Raw genomic sequence first — 16451 nt, 5'->3', positions numbered from 1 at the left:
GTCGGGACAGAAAGTGCAAGATCGCGGGGGCGGGAGGGCGGGGCGGGGCCGGGAGGGCAGGGGCGCGGGGGCGCGGGGGCGGGGGGGCGGGAGGGGGGCGGGGACTGTCAGACCAGGCAGTTGACGATTTCGGCTACTGTGCGGCGGCGGCCGGTGTAGAACGGGACCTCTTCGCGGACGTGCCGGCGGGCGCCGGAGGCGCGCAGGTCCCGCATCAGGTCGACGATCCGGTGCAGTTCGTCGGCCTCGAAGGCGAGCATCCACTCGTAGTCGCCGAGTGCGAACGAGGCGACGGTGTTGGCCCGCACGTCCGGGTAGCCGCGGGCCATCTTGCCGTGCTCGGCGAGCATCTCGCGCCGCTCGGCGTCGGGCAGCAGGTACCACTCGTAGGAGCGGACGAACGGGTACACGCAGATGTAGGGGCGAGCCTCCTCACCGGCCAGGAACGCCGGGATGTGGCTCTTGTTGAACTCCGCCGGCCGGTGCAGCGCCATCTGCGACCACACCGGGGTCAGCGCGCGGCCCAGCGTGGTGCGGCGGAACCGCAGGTAGGCGTCCTGGAGCGCGTCGGGGGACGCGGAGTGCCACCAGATCATGACGTCCGCGTCGGCGCGCAGCCCGGAGACGTCGTACACGCCCCGCACCACGACGTCCTTGCCGGCCAGCTCGTCGAAGAGGGACACCACCTCGCCGGTGACGTTGTCCCGCAGCGACGGCAGCGGTGAGCTGGCCCGGAACACCGACCACATGGTGTAGCGGATGCTGTCGTTCAGCTCCCGCAACCGGGCCGCGTTGGTCTGCTCGGTCATCTCGCCGATCCTCCCAGTGCTGTGATGATCTCTTCGGCCGCCGTCTCGCCGGAGCGGACGCAGACCGGGATGCCGACGCCGTCGTAGCCGGCGCCGGCGAGGACCAGTGTGGGGTGCGCGGCCCGCAGCGCCGTCCGGGCGGCGCCGAGCCGCTCGGCGTGCCCCGGCGCGTACTGCGGCAGCGCACCGCCCCACCGCTGCACGTGCCCGTCGACCGGGGCGGGCAACGGAGTGCCGAGCACCGCCGACAACTCCCGGTGCACGGTGGCCGCCAGGTCCGCGTCCGGGCGTTGCAGGTGCGCCTCCTCGCCGTACCGGCCCACCGAGGCGCGCACCAGGGCCAACCCGTCCGGCTGGCGCAGGTGCCCCCACTTGGTGGTGAAGAAGGTCGCCGCCTTGATCAGCAGACCCTCGGTGCTCGGCACCAGGAAGCCGGACAGCTCGGGTAGCCGCGGCTGCGGCAACGCCATGGTGACCAGCGCGACGCTCGCGTAGTCCAGCGCTCCGACGCCCGCCGCCACCGCCGGCGCGGGGCCGGCCAGCAGCCGCGCCGCCGGTCGCGCCGGCGCGGCCAGCACCACCGCGTCCACGTCGATCAGTTCGGGGTCGCGGGTCGGGCCGACGGTGAGCCGCCAACCTGTGTCGGTCGCTGTCAGCTCACGCACGGCCGCGTTCCGCCGTACCGTCGCGCCGCTGGCCGTCACGGCGGCCTCGACCAGGGTGCTGAGCCCACCGGCGAGGGTGCCGAAGACCGGGGCGCCGGGCGCGCGCGGCGCGGCGGCCTGCGCGGCCCGGACCGCACCGACCAGGGTGTGCTCCACCCGGGCCGTGCGGGCCAACGCCGGCATCGTCGTGACCAGGGACAGATCGTCGGCGCGGCCCGCGTACACGCCGCCCAGCATCGGGTCGACCAACCGCTCGACGACCTCGTCGCCGAAGCGGGACCGGACCAGCGCGCCCACCGAGACGTCCGCGTCCGGCCCGACCAGCGGCCGACCGCCGTCGACGTCGGCGTCCGCGGCCGGGCGGGCGACGCTGGCCACCCGATCCAGATCCCCGGGTACGCCCACCAGGGTGCCGCCCGGGATCGGGCGCAGCCCTCCGTCGATGACCAGCGCGGCCTGCCCCACAGTGGGGTGCACGATCTTCTCGGCCAGCCCGAGCCGGCGGGCGAGGGCCACCGCCGCGCTCTCGGCGCCGGTCGGGTCCCGCATCAGGAACGACTCCGCGCCGAACTCCACCGGCTGACCGGCCAGTTCCCCGGTGCGCAGCTTTCCGCCCAGCGCGCCGGACTGCTCGTACACCGTGATCTCGGTGCCGGCGGGCGCGCGGTCGCGCAGGCGGACCGCGGCGGCCAGCCCGGCGATCCCGCCGCCGACCACCGCCACCCGCCAGGGCTGCCGCATCGCCTTCTCAGCCCTGGTCGGCCCGGCGGCTGGAGAGCTCGTGCACCAGCGCCACCACCCGGGTCAGCACCTCCGGGTCGGTCTCCGGCAGCACCCCGTGACCGAGGTTGAACACGTGCCCGGGGGCCGCCCGGCCCTGCTCCAGGATGCGGCGCACCTCGGCCTCCACCACCGGCCACGGCGCGAGCAGCACGGTCGGGTCCAGGTTGCCCTGCACCGCCTTGTCCGCGCCGATCCGGCCGGTGGCCACGTCCAGCGGCGTACGCCAGTCGACGCCGACCACGTCGGCCCCGGCCTCGCCCATCGCGCCGAGCAGCTCGGCGGTGCCCACCCCGAAGTGGATCCGCGGTACCCCGGCGTCAACGAGCCCGCTCAGCACTGTGGTCGAGTGTGGCAGCACGAAACGGCGGTAGTCGGCCTCGGAGAGCGCGCCGGCCCACGAGTCGAACAGCTGCACGGCGGAGACGCCGGCCTCGATCTGCACCCGCAGGAAGGCGAGCGTCACCTCGGCCAGCCGGGCGCACAGCGCGTGCCACAGCTCCGGGTCGCCGTACATCAGGGCCTTGGTCTTCGCGTGGGTGCGCGACGGCCCGCCCTCGACCAGATAGCTGGCCAGCGTGAACGGCGCACCGGCGAAGCCGATCAGCGGGGTGTCGCCGAGCTCGACCACCAACTGCCGGACGGCCTCGTCGACGTACGAGACGTCGTCGCGGGTGATCAGGCGGATCCGCTCCACGTCGGTGGCGGTGCGGATCGGCTCGGCGACCACCGGGCCGGTGCCCGGCACGATGTCCAGGTCGATCCCGGCGGCGGCGACGGGCACCACGATGTCGCTGAACAGGATCGCCGCGTCCACACCGTGGCGGCGCACCGGCTGGAGGGTGATTTCGGTGACCAGCTCGGGGCGCCGGCAGGACTCCAGCATCGGCACGCTCGCCCGGATCTCCCGGTACTCCGGGAGGGAGCGGCCGGCCTGGCGCATGAACCAGACCGGGGTGTGCGGGACAGGCCGACGTCGGCAGGCCCGGATGAAGGGCGAGTCGGCCGGTCCGCCGGGGCGGGATTCTCCGTCTCGGGCGGCAGTGCCCGTGGTGTCCGTGGTCATCGCCGCAATCGTGCCACGCCCACCACCTCCAACCGGGTGGGGGTGAGAGGAAGGGCACCGTTCCTTACGCCCGGCGCCCTTCACGAGCGTCGGCGCGCCGTCGAAGCGGGCGACGGACGGCGGCATAGGCTGCCGACATGCCCCCCCCGATCGCGCTCCCGGAGACGTTCGCCCGCGCGGTCGCCGGGCTGCGGTCGGCCGCACCCCGGCCGGAGATCACCCTGGAGGAGGTCGGCGCCCCCCAGCGGCTGGCCCCGTACGCGTTCGCGCTCGCCGCGACAGTGCTGCGCGACGACGACGAGGTGGCGACCGGCCGGCTGATCCTGCTGCACAACCCGGTCGGGCACGAGGCATGGCAGGGCACCCTGCGGCTGGTCACCTACGTGACAGCCGAGTTGGAGGTCGATCTGGCCGCCGACCCGCTGCTGCCCGGGGTCGGCTGGACGTGGCTGACCGACGCGTTGGACGCCCAGGACGCCGGCCACCGGGCGATCGGCGGGACGGTGACGCAGACCATGTCGACCCGGTTCGGCGACCTCGCCGGGCCACCCACCATCGGTGACATCGAGATCCGCGCGTCCTGGACGCCGGTCGACGACGACCTGACCCCACACCTGCTCGGCTGGTGCGCCCTGCTCGCCTCCACCGCCGGTCTCCCCCCACCGGGCGTCACCGCCCTCGCCGACCGCCGCCCGGCCGGCGCAGCCTGACGTTCGGCCCTCGGGAGGACATCTTGCGGACACCTGATCGACACACGCCGGACCGGCTGCACCCGCCGGATCTCCGCGCGCACTAGGGTTGGCAGGTGACCGACGAACCACCCCTGCGCCGTCGGCCCACCGAAGAACTTCCGGGAAACGCACCCCAGCACCCGCCGTCGGCCCAGCTGCAGCCGGCGGGCGAGGGGGCTGACCCGGCCGACGGTGGGCCCGTTCCGCTGACCGCCCCGCGTGACGGCACCCCCGATCCGGTGGCCACCCCGGCCGAGCTTGCCGAGGTCGTGGCCCGCTTCGCGGCGGGCACCGGCCCGGTCGCGCTGGACGCCGAACGGGCCTCCGGCTACCGCTACAGCCAACGGGCCTACCTCGTGCAACTTCGCCGGGCCGGCGCGGGCACGGCGCTGATCGACCCGCTGCCCCTGCCCGACCTCAGCGCGCTGGACGCGGTGATCGGTGAGGCCGAGTGGGTCCTCCACGCGGCCAGCCAGGATCTGCCCTGCCTGGCCGAGGTGGGGTTGCGTCCACGCCGACTGTTCGACACCGAGCTGGCGGCCCGGCTGGCCGGGTTCGAGCGCGTCGGGCTGGCCGCGCTCACCGAGCAGCTGCTCGGGTTCACCCTGGAGAAGCACCATTCGGCGGCCGACTGGTCGAGCCGACCGCTGCCCGAGTCGTGGTTGACGTACGCCGCCCTCGACGTGGAGCTGCTCACCGACCTGCGTGACGCGCTGGACGCCGAGTTGACCCGGCAGGGCAAGTCGGCCTGGGCCGCGGAGGAGTTCGCCGCGCTGGTCCGCACCGGGGCACGCCCGCCCCGGGTTCGGGCGGAGCCGTGGCGGCGTACCTCGGGCATCCACCGGCTGCGGGGGGCGCGGGCGCAGGCCCGGGTCCGCTCGATGTGGTACGCCCGGGACCAGATCGCGTCCCGGCGCGACGCCGCTCCCGGTCGGGTGCTGCCCGACTCGGCGATCATCGCCGCGGCCGAGCTGGACCCGAAGGACGAGAAGACCCTGCTGACCCTGCCCGGCTTCGGCGGTCGGTCGGTCCGTCGGCTGGCCCGCACCTGGCTCGCCGCGCTCGACGACGCCCGGCAGCTACCGGAGGATTCCCTGCCGGTCTCGCCGGCCGTGGAGGGCCCGCCCCCGCCACACCGGTGGGCCGAGCGGGACCCGGTGGCGGCCGGTCGGTTGGCCCGCTGCCGGGAGGTCGTGATCCGCATCGCCGGCGAGCACAATCTGCCGCCGGAAAACCTGATCACCCCGGATTCGGTCCGCCGGCTGGCCTGGACCCCGCCGGAGGAGATCACCGAGGGGTCGGTGGCGGAGACCCTCCGCGGCCTCAACGCCCGCGAGTGGCAGATCGCCCTGCTCAACCCCGACCTGACCGAAGCCCTGGCCCCAAAAACCCCAACCCCCTAACCCCACCCCTCCCAACCCCGCCCGGCCCCGCCCCGCCCCGCCCGGCCCCGCCCGGCCCCGCCCGTTGATCATGAAGTTATTGCCAGGACACGCCGATGCCAGTGGCAATAACTTCATGATCAACGGAGGGGTTGGCGCGTTTCGGTGTGGGGTGGGCCACAGTGGGGGGTGGGGACGGGGTTGGTTACTGACGAGTAGCATTCGGGGCAACGTGCCCCTCGGCTAGGAGGCTCAAGTGCCCCGTGAAGTTCGCGACGTCGTCTTCGTCGACGGCGTCCGTACCCCGTTCGGCAAGGCGGGTGGCATGTACGCCAACACCCGCGCCGACGACCTGGTGATCCGCTGCATCCGGGAACTGCTGCGTCGCAACCCGCAGCTGCCCCCGGAGCGGGTCGAGGAGGTCGCCATCGCGGCCACCACCCAGATCGGCGACCAGGGCCTCACCATCGGCCGTACCGCCGCCCTGCTGGCCGGGCTGCCCAAGACCGTCCCCGGCTTCGCCATCGACCGGATGTGCGCGGGGGCGATGACCGCGGTCACCACCGTGGCCAGCGGTATCGCCATGGGCGCGTACGACGTCGCCATCGCCGGTGGAGTCGAGCACATGGGACGCCACCCGATGGGTGAGGGCGTCGACCCCAACCCGCGCATCATCGCGGAGAAGCTGGTCGACCCGTCCGCGCTGGTGATGGGCTCCACCGCGGAGAACCTGCACGACCTGGTCCCGCACATCACCAAGGCACGCACCGACGCGTTCGCGCTCGCCTCACAGCAGAAGACCGCCAAGGCGTACGCCAACGGAAAGCTCCAGGACGACCTGGTGCCGATGTCGATCCGCGACGCGGAGGGCGGCTGGGGCCTGGCGACGGTGGACGAGGCCCCGCGCGACACGTCGCTGGAGAAGCTCGCCACCCTGAAGACCCCGTTCCGCCCGCACGGCAAGGTCACCGCGGGCAACGCGGCCGGGCTGAACGACGGCGCCACCGCGAGCCTGCTGGCCGACGAGGCCACCGCCCGCGAGCTGGGCCTGCCGGTCGCCATGCGGCTGGTGTCGTTCGGCTTCGTCGGTGTCGAGCCGGAGGTGATGGGCGTCGGCCCGATCCCGTCGACGGAAAAGGCGCTGCGCCTCGCCGGGCTCAGCATCGACGACATCGGCCTGTTCGAGCTGAACGAGGCGTTCGCCGTTCAGGTGCTCGCCTTCCTCGACCACTTCGGCATCGCCGACGACGACGCACGGGTCAACCCGTGGGGCGGCGCGATCGCCATCGGTCACCCCCTCGCGTCCTCCGGCGTGCGGCTGATGACGCAGCTGGCCCGCCAGTTCGCCGAGCACCCCGAGGTCCGCTACGGCCTCACGGCGATGTGCATCGGCATCGGTATGGGCGGCACGGTCATCTGGGAGAACCCGCACTGGGAAGGTGGCGACAAGTGAAGGCACCGAACGAGGTCGTCACCCGGGCGCTGCTGCGCCAGGTGAACGTGCCGGGGCTGGACCGTCCCGCCGCGCTGATCACGCTGGACAACGGCTTCGACCACACCAAGCCGAACACCTTCGGCCCGGCCGGGTTGGCCAGCCTGGACGAGGCGATCACCGCAGCGCTCGCCGCCGACCCGGCGTTCATCGCGGTCACCGGCAAGCCGTACATCTTCTGCGTGGGCGCGGACATCGTCGGCCTGCCACAGCTCGCCGACCGCGCGCAGGCGCTGGAGATCGGCCGGCTCGGGCACCGGGTCTTCGCCCGGCTCAAGGACAGCACCGTTCCCACCTTCGCGTTCGTCAACGGCGCGGCGATGGGCGGTGGCCTGGAGTTGGCGCTGCACTGCCACTACCGGACGCTCTCCGGGGGCGCGGCGGCGCTCGCGCTGCCCGAGGTGTCCCTGGGTCTGGTGCCGGGCTGGGGCGGCACCCAGCTGCTGCCGAACCTGATCGGCATCCCCGCCGCGACCCAGGTGATCATTCAGAACCCGCTGATGCAGAACAAGATGCTCAAGCCCAAGCAGGCCGCCGAGCTGGGCATCGCGGACATCCTGCTGGAGCCGGCGGACTTCCTGGAGCGGTCCCTGGAGTGGGCCGCCGGCGTGGTCCGGGGTCAGGTCACCGTGACCCGGCCCGAGGTCGACAAGGACATGTGGGCGGGCGTGCTCTACTTCGCCCGCGAGACGCTGAACCAGCGGCTGCACGGCGCGGTCCCGGCCGCGTACAAGGCGCTCGACCTGCTGGAGACGGCGAAGGACGGCGACTTCGCCGCCGGCACCGCCGCCGAGGACGAGGCCCTCGCGGACCTGGTCTTCTCCGAGGAGCTGCGCAGCGGCCTGTACGCGTTCGACCTGGTGCAGCGGCGGGCCAAGCGCCCGGCCGGCGCACCGGACAAGGGCCTGGCTCGCACGATCACCAAGGTCGGCATCGTCGGCGCGGGTCTGATGGCCAGCCAGCTGGCGCTGCTGTTCGCCCGCCGCCTCCAGGTGCCGGTGGTGATGACCGACCTCGACCAGTCCCGGGTGGACAAGGGTGTCGGTTACGTGCACACCCAGATCGAGAAGGCCGTCACCAAGGGCCGGATGGACAAGGGCACCGCCGCCAAGCTGTACGGCCTGGTCAGCGGCTCTGTCGACAAGAGCGCCTTCGCCGACGCTGACTTCGTCATCGAGGCGGTCTTCGAGGACCTGGGCGTCAAGAAGCAGGTCTGGGCCGAGTTGGAGAAGATCGTCTCTTCGGAGGCGGTGCTCGCCACCAACACCAGCTCGCTGTCGATCACCGAGATGGCCGCCGAGTTGGCGCACCCGGAGCGGGTGGTCGGCTTCCACTTCTTCAACCCGGTGGCGGTGCTGCCGCTGCTGGAGATCGTCCGGGGCGAGCGCACCGACGACACCACCCTGGCCACCGCGTTCGCCGTGGGTAAGCAGCTCAAGAAGTCCAGCGTGCTGGTCAAGGACGCTCCGGCGTTCGTGGTGAACCGGCTGCTCACCCGCTTCCTGGGCACCGTCTTCGCCGCCGTCGACGCCGGCACCCCGCTGGACGTGGCGAACAGCGCACTGGACCCGCTGGGCCTGCCGATGCGTCCGCTCGCCCTGCTCCAGTTGGTCGGGCCGGCCGTCGCGTACCACGTGGGCGGCACCCTGCACGCCGCGTACCCGGACCGGTTCGGGGTCAGCGAGAACCTCAAGCGGATCGCCGACTCCGGTCAGCCGATCGTGGTCGACGACGAGGTCAACGAGGAGGTCGCCAAGCTGCTCGTGGTGGGTGACCAGCCGTTGACCGCCGAGCAGGTACGCCAGAACGCCCTCGACGCGCTCGCGCAGGAGATCCGGCTGATGCTGGACGAGGGCGTGGTCGCCGAGGCGCAGGACATCGACCTGTGCATGATCCTGGGCGCCGGCTGGCCGTTCCACCTGGGCGGTGTCACGCCGTACCTGGACCGCACCGGCACCTCCGAGCGGGTCACCGGCCAGCGGTTCCTACCGCCCGGCGCGGCGAGCCTGCCCTCCTGACAGATCGCAGCACCGTCGTCGCGGTGGTCGGACCGTCCCTGTCGGACGGACCGGCCACCGCGACCGTTTGTGATCAGCCGATTGCGGATGGGGTTTCCGCGGGGACGGCGGCGGGCATCGCGCCGGGTTAGGATCACGCGTTTCGCAACCCCATCTTGGAGCTGACTGAATGTCTCAGCCGCCGGCCAATCCCTACGGCCCGCCGCACGATTCCCCCGACCCGTCGCAGCAGCCCGGCCAGCAGCCTGGCGGGTGGCCGCCGCCGCAGCAGCAGGGACAGCCGCAGCAGCCCGGTGGTTACCCGCCCGCGCAGCCGGGCTTCCCGCCCGCGCAGCCTGGTTCCCCGTACGCGCAGCCTGGTTCCCCGTACGCGCAGCCGGGTCAGCCGTACGGTGACCCGAACCTGGCCGGCGGTCCTCCCCCGGCGAAGAAGTCGAACGTCGGCAAGATCGTGCTGATCGTGTTGGCAGTGGTGCTGGTGCTCTGCGTCGGCGGCGCGGCGATCACCTGGCTCGTCGTCAAGGACGACGTGGGCGCCGTGGTGGACGCCAGCAAGACCCGGGTGGTCGCGCCGACCACCCTCGCCGGCCGGCCGAAGCTCACCAACCCGGAGCTCCTGACGGCCGCCGAGCAGGCGGTCGCCGGGATGAAGACGGCGGCGGGGAACGAGACGAGCACGGTCGCCGCCTTCTACGGCGATCCGGCCAAGCAGGACCTCGTCATGATCGCTGGCGTGTCCGGGCTGCTGTCGGACCCGAAGAAGGAGCTGGACGCCTATGTGGACGGCCTGTCCAAGCAGCTGACGGTGGACACGATGACGGCCGTCGACGCCGGCCCGCTCGGCGGTGAGGCGCGCTGCGGCGACGGCAAGGCCGAGACCGTGCCGCTGGGCATCTGCGTCTGGGCCGACCGGGGCAGCCTGGGCATGGTGGTGATGTACTTCAAGTCCGCCGACCAGGCGAAGGCCGAGTTCACCACGATCCGGGGCCAGGTCGAGCAGCAGTCCTGAGCCGTACGAGACCGGGGCCCCGGCCACCTGAGAGTGGCCGGGGCCCCGTGCCGTCCGTCGACGGTCAGGCCGGTTCGGCAACCTCCGAGGTGGCGAGCGCCGCCGCCGCGGCCCGCGCCGCCGCCGCTGCCGCCCGTTCGGCGGCGTTGCCGAGCACGCAGAACTCGTTGCCCTCGGGGTCGGCGAGCACCACCCAGCCACCACCGGTCGGGCTGACGTGGTCGGCGACGAGCGTCGCGCCGATGCCGAGCAGTCGTTCGACCTCCTCGGCCCGGGTCCGGTCGGCCGGTTGCAGGTCCAGGTGCAGCCGGTTCTTCACCGTCTTGCCCTCGGGCACGGCGATGAACAGCACCTCCGGACCGCCCGGCGGTAGGAGCATCGCCTCCGGGTCGCCGGGGAAGTCGTCGGGCTGGCGGGGGCAGTCGAAGACCTGCGACCAGAAGCCGGCGAGGGCGTACGTGTCGTGACAGTCGATGCTGATGTTGTGGATCGTCGAACTCACAGTGGTCCTCCACGGTGGCGACGTGGCGCGGCCTCGGATACCCGGCGCGCCACGCAGGAACTGGTTCCCCTTCGAGTGGGCGATCAGCGTCCGACCCGTGTGGGGGCGCTCCGCCTCCGGGACGTCAGCCGACGCTGACCCGGGGTGCGGAGCCGAGACTGGTGGACATCGACGCACCCCCTTCCCTGTCGAGCTGACGACGCGATCTTGCCATTCGCCGAGCGGGACGCGCAACCCCGATCAGCCGGCTGCGGACACCGTCGCGGCGTCCGACGACGGGAGGGTGACGGTGACCTCCAGACCCCCGCCGGGCTGCGCGATCACCCGTACGGCGCCACCGTGCGCCGTGCAGACCGCCCGGACGATGGACAACCCCAACCCGGAACCACGGGCGCCGGTGCGTTCCCGACCCCCACGACGGAACGGCTCGAACAACCCCGGCACGTCGGCCTGGTCCACCTCGAAGCCGGTGTTCCCCACCACCAGCCAGGACGTGTCACCGTCGGTGCCGGTACGCACCCAGAGCCGGCCGTGCAGGTGGTTGTAGCGGACCGCGTTCTCGATCAGGTTCCCGGCCAGCCGGTCGAGCAGCCCCGGATCGCCGACGACCGGCGCGGACTCCAGCGACGTCTGCACCCGCAGGCCGATCCGCTCCACCTCGCGGCGCATCGCCGACAGCGCGTTGGCGGTGCCCGCCGCGAGGTCACACTCGGTCCTGCGGCCCAGCTGCCGCCCGGCCTGCGCCTCGCTGCGGGCCAACACCAGCAACGCGTCCACCAGACCGTTGGCCCGCTCGGAGGCGTCGCGGACCACCGTCGCCATCCGTCGGTACTCGGCGGCGTCCGCGTCGTCGTCGCTGAGCGTCACGTCGATCTCGGTGCGCATCACGGCGAGCGGGGTCCGCAGCTCGTGGGAAGCGTTCGCCACGAAACGTCTCTGCGCCTCGAACGCGGACGCGATCCGGTCCAGCATGGCGTCGAACGTCTTGGCCAGCTCAGCCACCTCGTCGTCCGCGCCCGAGTAGCCGATCCGCTGGTCCAGGGTCGCCTCACCGAGCCGCTGCGCGGTGGCAGTGACCTGGTGCAGCGGGCGCAACGCCCGGCCGGCCACCGCGTACGCGCCGGCCACCCCGACCACACTGATCGCCAACAGCGCGACCAGGCCCTTGGCCAGCAGCTCCCCGGAGGCGGCGTCGACCAACTGCCGCTGCCACTCGGCGGCGTCCATCCGCCGGCCGTCCGAGAGCAGCACGATCGTGCCGGGCACCAACTCGTCGGTGGGTCGCAACGCGTCGCGGACCAGCAGCCAGGCCAGCACCACCAGGATCGCTCCGGCCCCGACCAGCAGCACCCCGTTGAGCAGGGTCAGCCGCAACCGCAGAGTGGGTCGCAACCGGCGGCTCACGCGCTCACCTCGGCGGTGCGGTAGCCCGCACCGACCACCGTCTCGATCAACGGCGGATCGCCGAGCTTCTTGCGGAGCGTCATCACGGTGACCCGCACGATGGTGGTGAACGGGTCGGTGTTCGCGTCCCAGACCCGCTCCAGCAGCTCCTCGCTGGAGACCACCGCGCCCCGCGCCTTGAGAAGTTCGCTGAGCACCCCGAACTCCTTGTTGGTGAGGTCCACCGGCACCCCGGCGCGGGTGGCCACCCGGCGGGCCGGGTCGAGCACCAGGTCGGCCAGTTCGAGCACCGGAGGCGCGGCCGGGGTGGCCCGCCGGCCCAGCGCCTGCACCCGGGCGACCAGCTCGTCGAAGGCGAACGGTTTGGGCAGATAGTCGTCGGCTCCGAGCTGCAAGCCCTCCACCCGGTCGGCCACCGTGCCGCTGGCGGTGAGCATCAGCACCCGGGTCAACGCGCCGGAGGACGCCAGGTCGGCGCAGATCTGGTCGCCGTGCACACCCGGCAGGTCGCGGTCGAGCACCACCACGTCGTACCGGGTGACGAAGGCCGCCTCGTGGCCGGCGTCGCCGTCGTACGCCACGTCGACCGCCATGCCCCGCTTGCGCAACCCTCGCGCGATCGCGTCGGCGAGGTTGCGCTCGTCCTCGACCACCAGTACCCGCATCCCGGCCTCCTCGCTGCTGACCACCGACAACCTAGTGCCGGCGGGCAACCATCGTCCCTCGTCGTCCGCGCCGGCCGGCGTTGCGGGCCACCGCGGGGTACGCGATGCTGGCCGGCGGTATCGAGCGACGGACGGACTGGCATGACCACTGCGGCACCACCCACCCGGCGGGACATCTCCTACCGAGGTTTCCACCTGCCGGCCGACCTGACCAGCGGCAGTGGCGAGGGCCTGCTGGCCGGCGGTCGAGGGCTCGTCCTCGACGGCGTCGCCGAACGGGGCACCTGGACGTCGCCGGCGGTACCGGTCGGCTTCGCCGTCGCCGAGGTGGTGCCGTCCTGGACGGCGGACACCCCCGACGGCTGCTGGATCGAGGTCGACCTGCGCGGCTGGCACGACGACGGGCCCAGCACCGACTGGTACCGGCTGGCCCGCTGGGCCGCCGGCGACCACACCGTACGGCGCACCTCGCTGCCCGGACAGCGCGACAGCGCCGCCCGGGTCGACACCGACACCCTGATCGTGACCGGAGCGACGGTCACCGGTTGGCAGACCCGGGTGACCCTGTGCCGGCCCGCCGGCAGCCCCACCGGCCCGGTGCTGCGCAGCGTCGGCGCGGTCGCCACCGGCCCCACGACGGTCGACCAGGGGTACGCGGGGGAACCCGTCGTCCCGTCCGCCGCCTGGGGCCGGGTGCTGGACGTGCCCCGCTACTCGCAGCGGCTGCACGCCGGCCAGTACCCGCAGTGGGGTGGTGGCGGGGACTCCTGGTGCAGCCCCACCTGCACCTCGATGGTGCTCGCCTACTGGGGCGCCGAGCCGACGTCGGACCGATACGCCTGGGTGGAGCCGTCCGGCCCGCGTCCGGTGGTGGTACACGCCGCCCGGCACTGCTACGACCACGCGTACGCCGGGGCCGGCAACTGGCCGTTCAACACCGCGTACGCCGGTCTGCACGGGGTGGACGCGTTCGTCACCCGGCTGCGGTCGCTGGTCGAGGCGGAGGAGTTCGTCGCCGCCGGCATCCCCCTGATCGTCTCCGCCGCGTTCCGGGCCGACGAGGTGCCGGGGCTCGGGTACGACACCGGTGGGCACCTGATGGTCCTGGTCGGCTTCAGCGCCGACGGCGACCCGGTGCTCAACGACCCGTACGCCCCGGACGACGACGCGGTCCGTCGCACAGTGCCCCGGCACGCGTTCGAGGCGGTCTGGCAACGGGGCAGCGGTGGGGTGGCGTACGTGCTGCGAACCACGTCGGTGCCGCTGCCCCCGCCACCCGCCCAGGCCAACTGGTGATCAGTCGGTCAGCTTCCAGAGCTGGTACCCGCCGGCCGCACTGCACACCAGGTAGCCGGTGATCGCCTGACACTCCCCGGTGGCGTCTTGCAGCACGTCCACGATGCGCACCTCTGCGGCGCCGACGTCCAACTCACCGACGAGCACCCCCGCGTCGGGGTGCCGCCGGATGCCGACCAACCGACCGCCGGGACCGAGTTGGTACAGCTCCCACCGGCCCAGGTCGGCCACCTGCTGGCCGGTCAGCGCATCGAGCACGATGTACTGCTCCAACGGGCCGATACCGCTGATGTTGGCCATCAGCCGGCCGTCGGTCGGCCAGGCCCACCCCCACTGGGTGCTGCTCCAGCGCACCTCGCCGGTTGCCGGGTCGAGCGCCTGTAGTTCGTTGTTGCCGGTGCGCACACACAGAACGGGGCCGCAGTCCAGCGCGAAGTCGACGTGGAGGCGGGCGCGGGTCCAGCGGGCCTCAAGCTTGTCCAGCCCGTACGCGGTGACCGTGCCCGAGCCTCTGTCGATGGCCAGCAACAGGTCCTTCGTCAGGTCCAGGCCGATCCGACCACCGTCGGGCGGGCGCAGGTCGGCGCGGGCCAGCACCGTGCCGGTGATCGCGTCGCGTACCTCGACCGGCCCGTCCGCCTCGCTGAGCACCACCCGGTCCACCCCGCGCTCGGTGCCCCGCACAGTCGTCTCGGCGCTGGTGCCGGAGAGCTCCCAACGCACGGTGCCGCAGCACGGATCGACCACGCGCAGAGTGGACGGTACGGTCTCGCCGCCGCTGCGCAGCAGCACGTTGCCGTCGGTCAGCTTGGAGACGGTGCCTGGCTGCTGCCACCGGTACGCCCCGGTCGCCCGGTCCATTGCGACGGTGATCGTCTCCCGACCCTGCGGGCCGATCTCGTAGCCGGTGGCCAGCAACATCCCCGCCAGTGGGGTCATCCCCCAGTATCTGGCCTCCGCCGACAGCGGCGCCTGCCAGACGAGCTCGCCCTTGGGTAACCGATAGGCGGACACCCGCGCCCGTCGGGTCGCGGTGGTGGTCGGCTCCAGGACCAGGAGGAGGTCACCGTCGACCATGACGTCGGACCCGGACCGGACCGGCAGCGTCAGCGGGGCCGCCCGGGACGGCGCGACGACGGAGCCGGCGAGCGTGACGAGCGCGAGCACCACGACCAGCGCGCAGCGCAGCGGGCGACCATGGGCGCGGGGCGGGCGGATCACCGGGTCCGGGTCGGGGTCGTGCCGCAGCTCACCGAGGTCGATCACCGGCCCGGTCATCGCGTCAACCGCCACAGCGCGGTGGTGCCGTCGAGGCGCTGGCAGAGCAGGACCGGCAGGGACGCCTGGCAGCTGCCGGCGATGCCCGGCAGCACGTCCACGATACGCGTCCGAGCAGCCACCAGGTCCAGTTCGGCGACGACCATCCGACCGTCGTCACCCCGCCGCACGCCGACCAGCGGATCGTCCGGTCCCAGCACCGGCATCAGACTCCACACGCCGAGTTCGGTTCGCACCTGCCCGGTGGCCGCGTCCCGCACCGCGTACCCCTGGCCGGGCCGGGCCATCAGCAGTCGACCGTACCGGACGTCGGCCAGGACGTCCTGGCCCGGTTCCGACCACCGCACCGAGCCGGTGGCCGGGTCGAGCACCTGGAGGCCGCCGGTCTGCGGCACCGCGCAGAGCAGACCACCGCATTCGAGCACATGCGACACCAACGTCACCTCCGCCGTCCACCGTGGCTCCAACTCGGCCAGCCCGAAGCTGACCAGCCGGGTGCTGCCCGGTGGAACGAGCAGCACCAGGTCGTCGACGATCTGCACCCGCTGGTACGCCGACCGGTCACCGGGCAGCGTGTCGATGCTGCGCAGCAGCCGGCCGGTGCCGGCGTCGTGCACCTGCACCTCGCCGGTCGGTTGCAGCAGCACGAACTGGTCGACCTGCCCCTCGGGGGTGAGGTGGTAGGTGGGGCTGGCGGCCGGCGGGATCGGCACCGACCAGAGCACCAGCCCGGTGTCGGGCTCCACCCCGCTCATCGTGCCCGACCCGTTCTCCCGGCCGTTGGTCACCAGCAGGCCACCGCCGGGCGTCGGTTGGAAAGCACCGGGATGCTGCCAGCGTTGCCGGCCCGTCGCGGGGTCGAAGGCGGTGGTCTGGAGCAGCCGGTTGGGGGCGTTGACCGTCACCGCCAGCACCAGACCCCGCTCGACCCGGACGTCGAGGTAGTTGCCCGTACGGGCCACCGGCGCCTGCCACCGCCGCCGCGCCCCGGCACCGGTCGGTGCCGGCTGGGCGTACGCGGTCAGGTACCGGTCCCCGTCGGGTGTCGGCGGATCGACCACGTAGACGCCGTCCCCGGCCAGATAGGCGGTGGCCATTCGTGACGCCGGCACCACGGTCACCGTGCGCCCCGTCGGCGGTGCGGCACCGGCGAGCATCACCAGGCTGAGGAACAACACGGTCGCGCTGCGCAACGGGCGGCCGACGGCGCGCGGGCGGCGAACCGGAGGTGCCGACGCGGGCTCGTCGGTGATCTCGCCCAGCTCGATGATCGACAACGACCGTCCCTCCGTCACCAGGTAAGGCTGGCCGACGAGTCACCGTCCGGCAAACCGACCGTCAGCGCACCGGCCCG

Annotated in this window: 14 protein-coding genes; 6 read left to right on the top strand and 8 right to left on the bottom strand. The window is 72.9% G+C overall.

Annotation, left to right across the window (positions count from 1 at the left end; genetic code table 11):
- Positions 1–107: 107 nt before the first annotated feature.
- The 3 genes from hemQ to hemE are packed head-to-tail and all read right to left on the bottom strand — an operon-like array spanning position 108 to position 3320.
- The gene (gene hemQ / locus AB0877_RS06255) at positions 108–809 is read right to left on the bottom strand and encodes a hydrogen peroxide-dependent heme synthase (protein ID WP_366607173.1); all 702 of its coding nucleotides are present in this window, start codon (positions 807–809) and stop codon (positions 108–110) included.
- Positions 806–2215: a protoporphyrinogen oxidase gene (gene hemG, locus AB0877_RS06250; RefSeq protein WP_366607171.1), complete on the bottom strand. Its 1410-nt coding sequence runs from the start codon at positions 2213–2215 to the stop codon at positions 806–808. Before hemG ends, hemQ begins: the two co-directional genes overlap by 4 nt.
- A 7-nt stretch (positions 2216–2222) precedes the next feature.
- Positions 2223–3320 carry a uroporphyrinogen decarboxylase gene (gene hemE, locus AB0877_RS06245; RefSeq protein WP_366607169.1) on the bottom strand — a complete coding sequence of 366 codons (1098 nt, stop codon included), beginning with the start codon at positions 3318–3320 and terminating at the stop codon, positions 2223–2225.
- Positions 3321–3457: 137 nt separating this feature from the next.
- On the opposite strand from hemE, the gene AB0877_RS06240 reads away from it, so the two are divergent.
- The 5 genes from AB0877_RS06240 (at position 3458) to AB0877_RS06220 (ending at position 9952) form a co-directional block, all read left to right on the top strand.
- Positions 3458–4030: a DUF3000 domain-containing protein gene (locus AB0877_RS06240; protein WP_366607168.1), complete on the top strand. Its 573-nt coding sequence runs from the start codon at positions 3458–3460 to the stop codon at positions 4028–4030.
- Positions 4031–4206: 176 nt separating this feature from the next.
- The gene (locus AB0877_RS06235) at positions 4207–5454 is read left to right on the top strand and encodes a ribonuclease D (RefSeq protein ID WP_366607675.1); all 1248 of its coding nucleotides are present in this window, start codon (positions 4207–4209) and stop codon (positions 5452–5454) included.
- A gap of 235 nt (positions 5455–5689) precedes the next feature.
- Positions 5690–6886 carry a thiolase family protein gene (locus AB0877_RS06230; protein WP_366607166.1) on the top strand — a complete coding sequence of 399 codons (1197 nt, stop codon included), beginning with the start codon at positions 5690–5692 and terminating at the stop codon, positions 6884–6886.
- A complete protein-coding gene (locus AB0877_RS06225; RefSeq protein ID WP_366607164.1) occupies positions 6883–8943 on the top strand; it encodes a 3-hydroxyacyl-CoA dehydrogenase NAD-binding domain-containing protein in 2061 nt (686 codons plus the stop codon). Before AB0877_RS06230 ends, AB0877_RS06225 begins: the two co-directional genes overlap by 4 nt.
- Before the next feature lie 169 nt (positions 8944–9112).
- Positions 9113–9952, top strand: a complete 840-nt coding sequence (locus AB0877_RS06220) for a hypothetical protein (protein ID WP_366607162.1) — start codon at positions 9113–9115, stop codon at positions 9950–9952.
- 64 nt (positions 9953–10016) lie between these two features.
- Here AB0877_RS06220 and AB0877_RS06215 read toward each other — a convergent pair whose 3' ends face one another.
- The 3 genes from AB0877_RS06215 to AB0877_RS06205 all read right to left on the bottom strand — a co-directional run bounded on the left by AB0877_RS06215 (position 10017) and on the right by AB0877_RS06205 (position 12523).
- The gene (locus AB0877_RS06215; protein WP_366607160.1) at positions 10017–10454 is read right to left on the bottom strand and encodes a VOC family protein; all 438 of its coding nucleotides are present in this window, start codon (positions 10452–10454) and stop codon (positions 10017–10019) included.
- 240 nt (positions 10455–10694) lie between these two features.
- Positions 10695–11858, bottom strand: coding sequence for a HAMP domain-containing sensor histidine kinase (locus AB0877_RS06210; protein WP_366607158.1), 1164 nt, complete (start codon positions 11856–11858; stop codon positions 10695–10697).
- Positions 11855–12523 carry a response regulator transcription factor gene (locus AB0877_RS06205; RefSeq protein WP_366607156.1) on the bottom strand — a complete coding sequence of 223 codons (669 nt, stop codon included), beginning with the start codon at positions 12521–12523 and terminating at the stop codon, positions 11855–11857. The genes AB0877_RS06210 and AB0877_RS06205 overlap by 4 nt, the downstream gene beginning before the upstream one ends.
- A 141-nt stretch (positions 12524–12664) precedes the next feature.
- Between AB0877_RS06205 and AB0877_RS06200 the strand changes: the two genes are divergently transcribed.
- The gene (locus tag AB0877_RS06200; protein WP_366607154.1) at positions 12665–13819 is read left to right on the top strand and encodes a peptidase C39 family protein; all 1155 of its coding nucleotides are present in this window, start codon (positions 12665–12667) and stop codon (positions 13817–13819) included.
- Here the strand turns inward: AB0877_RS06200 and AB0877_RS06195 are convergent, their stop codons facing one another.
- Together AB0877_RS06195 and AB0877_RS06190 are read right to left on the bottom strand one after the other, a co-directional pair.
- Complete coding sequence (locus AB0877_RS06195) at positions 13820–15097, bottom strand: PQQ-binding-like beta-propeller repeat protein (protein ID WP_366607153.1); 1278 nt, start codon at positions 15095–15097, stop codon at positions 13820–13822.
- Positions 15094–16392 carry a PQQ-binding-like beta-propeller repeat protein gene (locus tag AB0877_RS06190; protein ID WP_366607152.1) on the bottom strand — a complete coding sequence of 433 codons (1299 nt, stop codon included), beginning with the start codon at positions 16390–16392 and terminating at the stop codon, positions 15094–15096. Before AB0877_RS06190 ends, AB0877_RS06195 begins: the two co-directional genes overlap by 4 nt.
- Positions 16393–16451: the final 59 nt, after the last annotated feature.

This window comes from Micromonospora sp. NPDC047644 (assembly GCF_040704315.1).
Taxonomy (GTDB): Bacteria; Actinomycetota; Actinomycetes; order Mycobacteriales; family Micromonosporaceae; genus Micromonospora.
This window is presented reverse-complemented; position numbering and strand designations above follow the sequence as displayed.

Bases quoted from the DNA above. Each gene is read 5' to 3' on its own strand.
- AB0877_RS06220 (WP_366607162.1), top strand. From the start codon at position 9,113: ATGTCTCAGCCGCCGGCCAATCCCTACGGCCCGCCGCACGATTCCCCC.
- AB0877_RS06200 (WP_366607154.1), top strand. From the start codon at position 12,665: ATGACCACTGCGGCACCACCCACCCGGCGGGACATCTCCTACCGAGGT.
- AB0877_RS06205 (WP_366607156.1), bottom strand. From the start codon at position 12,523: ATGCGGGTACTGGTGGTCGAGGACGAGCGCAACCTCGCCGACGCGATC.
- hemQ (WP_366607173.1), bottom strand. From the start codon at position 809: ATGACCGAGCAGACCAACGCGGCCCGGTTGCGGGAGCTGAACGACAGC.
- hemE (WP_366607169.1), bottom strand. From the start codon at position 3,320: ATGACCACGGACACCACGGGCACTGCCGCCCGAGACGGAGAATCCCGC.
- hemG (WP_366607171.1), bottom strand. From the start codon at position 2,215: ATGCGGCAGCCCTGGCGGGTGGCGGTGGTCGGCGGCGGGATCGCCGGG.
- AB0877_RS06195 (WP_366607153.1), bottom strand. From the start codon at position 15,097: ATGACCGGGCCGGTGATCGACCTCGGTGAGCTGCGGCACGACCCCGAC.
- AB0877_RS06240 (WP_366607168.1), top strand. From the start codon at position 3,458: ATGCCCCCCCCGATCGCGCTCCCGGAGACGTTCGCCCGCGCGGTCGCC.